Below are 6188 nucleotides of genomic sequence, written 5' to 3'. Positions count from 1 at the left end.
CTGGGAACGACGCGACGACATCCACGAAGCCTTCCTCAGCCTCGCCATCTGCCTGATCACCCACCGCCACGTCCAACGCCTTTGTTAGGACCTCTTAGTAGACGATCGATCCCGAGCCCCGCCCCTGCCCCGAGTGCGGCACCGTGCAGGTCCCGCTCCTCATCATCGCCTCCTGGGAATGGGACGGCGGCAGCGGGACCTGGATCGCCGGGGAGGACCGGACGGACCCGTCGCCGCCTCCCCTGGGCGCCCGGGACGGCAACTTCACCTTGATCGACATCGTCGGCGGCTACAACCTCCAACTCCACGCCTGCCCGGCCGACCCGTCCCACCCCCACATCGAACTCCGCCGACGCGCACGCCACAATCGGCACCGCGATCGACTCTCCAGTTCAGCAGCCTTGGCCAACTACCAGATGATTCAAACGATGGGTCCCAGACCACAGTTGCGGTCCACCTGTCGTTCCGACCAGGCGAGCGACCTCAGCGCCGCGGCACCCATCAGGGCTCGGAAGCCGCCGGACTGCACTCAGTCGTCTCTTTGGTAGGCGCGGACGTAGCTTCAGGCAGGTCATCCGGCTGCCGTGGCATCCGCGTAGCCGGTCACGCTGCCTGTCTCGCCCACCTGGCCGCCCCCGACCGTGATGCCTACTTGGCTGGTCCTGGCTCCCGGCGCCGGCACAGCGGGCAGTCCTAACCGCAGTGCTGCTGCGAGCCGAGCCTGCGCACCAGTTGGCCGGGCTGCGGCTACTGACTGGGCCGATGGCCATCTGGGACGTGAGCGTCGTCCGACCTTTGCTGCAGGTCGCGGCCGAGTACCAACCTGGGCTCCGCGAACAGGTGGTGGACCAGCGTTGCCGCATCCTCCTGGACTCACGCCTACCGAATCTAGGCAGGCAAGACATTCTGATGTCCGTCCGCAGCATCGATGCCGATGCTGCGGACGCTTTCCTCACCCAACGCTGGGCCGCCAGTACCGAGCGGAAGCGGTCGGCTACCTTCAAGACTGGGCCCTCAGCTCCCTGGATGGCGTACTCGATAGCTGGTGCAACGCAGCCGGCGTGCTACTCGGGACCGGCTCGCGCTGTGACCGTGAGGAAACAGCCCGTACTGAGCGCGGCGCTGGGCGAGCACCCGCCATGACCACAGTCCTCACTACTGAGATTTTCGGTTCAGGGCGACCTCATGTGTCAACGACCTTGAACAGTGGAGGGGGCCCGGCGGGGCATTGTGCTCAGCACGCCGAGGTCAGCGAAATGAGTCGATGTTCTCGCTCACCCAGTCGTCGTACGTGCGCAGTGGGCGGCCGATGATGTCCTGCACGGACGGCCGCTGGTCGAGTGTCCACTGAACGAGTTCGGCGAAGCGGGCGCCGTACTCTTCAAGTGCGTACAGCGTCACGTCGATCGCACCGTCCGGCCAGCCACGGCGTCGCCAGATCGCCCGGCTCTCGTCCGCCGCCAGATCGACCGTGCCGATATCGCAGCCGAGAGCGGTGGCGATGCTCTGTATCCGTGAACGCGTACTCAGCGGCGGGCCCACAGCCTCGACGACCGTCCCGGTGTAATCATCGCTGATCAGTGCCGCGGCCACGACGGCGGCGAGGTCCTGCTCGTGGATGAAGGGGTAGTGGCCCTGGTCGAGGAAAGCCTCCCGGACCACCCCGTCGGCGCGGATGGTGTCAGGCCAGTCCGACCCTGTCGCCGGGTAGGTGCCCTCGACGACGGCACCCATCACAGCCGACGGCCGGATGTGCGTCCAGGCGATGCCCGAGTGCTCCACCGCCTTCTCGATCGCCAGCCAGAACCAGGTCTCCGGCGGATTCGCCTCTTCGTACTCCGGCCCGTGAGACGACAACAGAACGACTTTGCGGGCGGAGGCGTTTCGCGCCAGAGTGAGGGCGTCCTGGACCGTCGACGGATGAGCACCGGCGAGGAACACGGCCTCGACACCGTCGAAGGCTCGGGCACACTCCAGCGGCCGGGTGATGGACCCCTCCACGACGTCGACCGTGTCGGGCCAGCCACCGCACTGGTCCGGCTCGGCCATCACCCGCACATGCCGGCCCATGGCGAGCAGTTGCCGGGCCAGCCACCGTCCGACGATCCCGGTCGGGCTGTTGCCTTCATCTCTGCGCGGGCTGACGACGGTCAGCAGGCAGATACCTTCGGATACCGGGGCCTTCTCATTCTGCTCGAACCTGTCCACGGCAAGACCCTTTCAACGCGTGAGCGGAGATCTTGCACCGGGCCGGGCCCGGGGCACCGGACGGCCTCTGCCGTGCCCCATGGCCGCAGTGCCACGGCTGCGGATCGAGGCCGGGAAGTCTACCAGCATGCACTTGGCGACAACTTCGTTGACGGCAGGCCCAGTAGGGCGCTGGAGTCGTCGGACACCGCGTCACCGGGCCGCTGTTCCGCGTCGACCGGCGGCCAGCCCCGCGCCGATAGACGCAGGGCAGAGAGAGCTTTGCCGGAAGGATTTGAGGTGTTCGGTTCGGGCTGACGTCATGGTGGGCCGGCCGGATTAGTCCGGCTTCGGCAATGAACCCGTCGAGCAGGTCGGGCCGATACTGCATCCGTTTGAGGCGCGTGCGGACCAGCCCTGCCAGGTCATCGATGCTGCACGGGGCGAGGCTGCCCAGGCTCTTCTTCAGGTCCGCCCACACACACTCGGCCGGGTTGAGGTCGGGGGTGTAGATCGGGAAGCGGAAGACCGTCAGCCACGACCGTTCTGCGGTCAGCTCGCGCTTGGCGGCGGCGACGTGGTGGCTGTAGTTGTCCCGACCCGCACGATATTGCCGCCGAGCGGCTGGTGGGCGGCATCCAACAACGAGGCGAAATTCTGCTCCTGAAAGCCCTTCTTCTCACCTTTACGGCCATGGTGGACCAGCATCCGGAAGACCAGCCGGGTGCGCTGACCGGCCTTGCGGCAGAACAGACCCGCCATGGAGGTGCGGCCAGAGCCAGCCGCCCGGACCCTGACCAGGGGCGAATGGGCGCAACGGGACCAGGTGCACGCCTTCGGCGGCCACAGCAGCTGCCCTGCCTCGTCCGCGAAGCGCAGCCAGGCGTCCTGGTCCCTCACCGTCTTTCCACCCGAGGCCACGTCTCCTTGGTCCACGTGGCCACGGCCTCCTCGTCGCGCTCGGCGGCCCGCCGCACCGGCGCCTGCACCGAGTAGCCCGTCTGGCGCAGAATGGGCCAGCTCTGCGCCGAACTGAAACGCACAGGGCACCGCCGGGCGATCACCGTCGCCACCCGGGCCAGCACCCACCGCTGGCCCTCCACCCAGCCATGGGCGGCCTGCCCCTTCTCCAGCTCCGCCGCCAGCCAGGCCCGCCACTCGGGCTTCATCCGTGACGGACACCCGGACGGCCCCTCGGACCGCAGGGCCTCCACTCAGCCGTCCCCCCAGCAAACATGCCAGGCGTAAGCGGACTTGCGCGAAGCCCGCAACCGCCGCGCGACGTGCCCACCACCGAGATCACCGTCACCCTGGGCAGAAGTCCTCAATAGCGCGCTCAGTCACGCGGATGTGCTGAAGCACGACAGGTGTCACCATCGACGGTCACTGCCCTGTGGCTTCAGCGCGGCAAGGCACAGTAGTTGTCACCAGGTCGGCGCGCTGCTTGTCACCGGCAGCGCGCGAGGCACGGCAGTTGTCACCGCGTGTAGTGCTCCGCCGTCACCTGTCCTGCGCGGCGGTTCCATGCGTCCGGGCGACCAGATGTCTCACGGAGCTTTCATGCCCGACCGCTAGGAGTCGTGGGAGGCGCTGTTGCGTCGAGTCTCCGCGAGGTGGACGTCGACGTACCGGGTGAGGATCAGCGCGTCCTGCGGCTCGTCGGCCTGGAAGGTGACGCGACGCAACAGGCTGACCCCATCGAGCGCAACGCCCTCGCGGGCGAGGATGAAAACGAGGGCAAAGAAAGCGGAAGAGCTGCTGGACGATTCCGGTATGGGCCCAGTACCGCTACTTCAACGAGCAGGCCAGAGAGTATTCGCGTGTCTCGCCAGCAGCAGCCCCACGAAGGCCAAGTCAGCATGTTGACCCTACGCGAGCCCCAACAAACTCGTGCACGGCAAGGGGTGAGGGCCGCGTCGGAGCGCCCTGCGAACCACCGCGTTGCCGGACGGCCGGGAGCTGTCGGCGGGCCTCGTGTCCACGGGACCCGCCGTCGTGCTCCCGGCCGTGGTGGACCGGGTGGAACCGCGAGAGGGCGGAGCGAGGATCAGCTGATGGACCTCATGGCGTTCCAGCCACCGTTGCCGACCTGAACGCTCGGCCCGTCGATCGGGCCGTGGATCGAGGTCCCGCCCTTGTAGAACTTCAGGGTGCCGTCCGCCGCGGTGGTCCACATGTCGGCGACGCCGTCGCGGTTGGCGTCGGCGGCTCCGGCGATCAGGGGCCGCCAGCTGACGGTGTACGAATGGCCGTACTCGGTCCGATCGCTGAACGTTCCGTTGGCCTGTCCGAGGTAGATGTACAGGATGCCGTCACGAGTGTCCCGGGCGAGCAGGTCGACCCGACCGTCCCGGTCGGCGTCGCCGGGTGCGGTCAGGCTCATGACGCCCCAGCCGCCGTTGCCGATCTGGACGGGTGCGGCCACGGACGGGGTGGTGCTGCTGACGCCCGCGTACATGTACAGCTTGTCGTTGTACGAGACGGCGAGGTCGGGCTGGCCGTCCAGGGTGGCGTCGCCGACGCCGACGACCTGGGCGTTCGTGGGCAGTCCGGTGCCGATCCTGATCGGCCTGGCAAGCGAGCCGTCGCCGCGGTTGGGGTAGACGCGCAGCTCGCTGCCGACGCGGGCGACGATGTCCTCCATGCCGTCCCCGGTCCAGTCACCGCGGTGGGTGACGGAGGCACCCGACCACCCGCCCGTCCCGATGAGGGTGCGCGTTCCGAGACCGCCGGTGCCCGTACCGGGGTAGAGGTACAGCTTGCCGAGGTTGTCTACCGCGACGAGGTCGGGCTTGTTGTCGCCGCTCAGGTCGCCCGGAACGAGGGACGCGGTACCGGTGATCCAGGAACGCACGTCGTCGACGCGGGTCGCGATGGCTCCCGTCCGGGTTTCCGTGGACGGCATGCCGAGGCATCCGCCCTGCCACGACCTGCTGGTGACGGCGACCAACTCCTGCGTCCCGCCCGCCTCTCGCAGGACGGGGCCGCCTGCGTCCCCCTGGCAGATGACCGCGTCGCCGGTGGCCGTCAGAGCGACGTTGGCCGAGCCGTCACCTGCGGCCGTGAACGAGGCGGTGTGCAGCTTGTCGGGAACCCACGTCGTCTTCGTGCGGCCGAAACCGGCCGCCTGGACGCTCTCTTCGGCCGCCACCGGCGTGGCGGCCAGGGCGACCGGCTTCACGCCGGCGACACCGGTCTGCAGCTTCACCAGGACCAGGTCCCGGTCGGGGTGCGGGACGAGTTCGACCGCCGCCCGAGTGGCCCCGACCGTGGTCTGGGTCAGGTCGGTGCGGCCGACGGTGACGGTGGTGCTGACGGCGGGCTTGCCGGCGGCGGGCTTACCGTCCGGGTCGAAGCAGGAGGCGGCAGTCAGCACCCACCGGGGCGAGACGAGTGTGCCGGTGCAGGCGGTCTGCTCCCCGACGTTGATCTTCGCGGTGAAGCCGAACCCGGCGGGGGCATCGGCGCCATTGAGGGCGTTCGCCGGAGCGGTCGTCAACAGGGTGGCGAGCGCCGCGGCGGCGCTCGTGGTCCACATGAGGCGTGAACGGTTGGCTATCAAGAATGTTCCCCAAAGGATTAAGGATCCGGCCACGTCAGGGCGCCCCGACGCAGCGTACGGCGGACTCGGCCGGAAGGCTCCGGCCATGCGGACCGGATCAGGACATGTGAGAGAAACGAGGCGGTGGACCCCACCTGCTGGATTTCAGCCGGTCGCACGAATTCCGGTCACAGGAATTCAGGCTAGGACAGACCGCCTACCTCCGGTGAATGTCTCCGGCCCGGCCGGCAGAATGCGGCCGTCGAGCTTCCTCGGCAGAATTCCCTCTTCCGTGAGGATTCGTACCGCATCGGAAGAGACCGGAAACTCCGATCGCAGGCGGGGGCATATCCTCTGCCACCCCACCGGTGGCAGCCGCGGAAGGTGTCATCACGGCGAAGACGACGGCGGTCCCCCTGCCACTGACATGGAGGTCCACGCGAGACCAGCATGCGACCGT

5 protein-coding genes are annotated in these 6188 nt (G+C 68.3%); all 5 read right to left on the bottom strand.

What is annotated here, in order from left to right; translation table 11 throughout:
• Positions 1-1248 precede the first annotated feature (1248 nt).
• Positions 1249-2208, bottom strand: a complete 960-nt coding sequence (locus KUM03_RS20545) for an SDR family oxidoreductase (RefSeq protein ID WP_217250728.1) — start codon at positions 2206-2208, stop codon at positions 1249-1251.
• Positions 2186-2722: a hypothetical protein gene (locus tag KUM03_RS39280; RefSeq protein ID WP_374225353.1), complete on the bottom strand. Its 537-nt coding sequence runs from the start codon at positions 2720-2722 to the stop codon at positions 2186-2188. Before KUM03_RS39280 ends, KUM03_RS20545 begins: the two co-directional genes overlap by 23 nt.
• Positions 2723-2739: 17 nt before the next feature.
• A complete protein-coding gene (locus tag KUM03_RS39050; protein WP_308406366.1) occupies positions 2740-3087 on the bottom strand; it encodes a transposase in 348 nt (115 codons plus the stop codon).
• On the bottom strand, positions 3084-3356 hold the full coding sequence (locus tag KUM03_RS20535) for a winged helix-turn-helix domain-containing protein (protein WP_217250727.1): 273 nt from the start codon (positions 3354-3356) through the stop codon (positions 3084-3086). Before KUM03_RS20535 ends, KUM03_RS39050 begins: the two co-directional genes overlap by 4 nt.
• Before the next feature lie 878 nt (positions 3357-4234).
• Positions 4235-5725 (bottom strand): FG-GAP-like repeat-containing protein, encoded by a 1491-nt coding sequence (locus KUM03_RS38475; protein ID WP_254399619.1) that lies wholly within the window; start codon positions 5723-5725, stop codon positions 4235-4237.
• Positions 5726-6188 lie beyond the last annotated feature (463 nt).

The sequence above is a fragment of the Streptomyces sp. AC602_WCS936 genome, from assembly GCF_019049125.1.
Classification (GTDB): Bacteria; Actinomycetota; Actinomycetes; order Streptomycetales; family Streptomycetaceae; genus Streptomyces.
This window is presented reverse-complemented; position numbering and strand designations above follow the sequence as displayed.

Excerpts from the sequence above, each read along its gene's own strand:
- KUM03_RS20535 (WP_217250727.1), bottom strand. The coding sequence starts at position 3,356 with ATGAAGCCCGAGTGGCGGGCCTGGCTGGCGGCGGAGCTGGAGAAGGGG.
- KUM03_RS38475 (WP_254399619.1), bottom strand. The coding sequence starts at position 5,725 with ATGTGGACCACGAGCGCCGCCGCGGCGCTCGCCACCCTGTTGACGACC.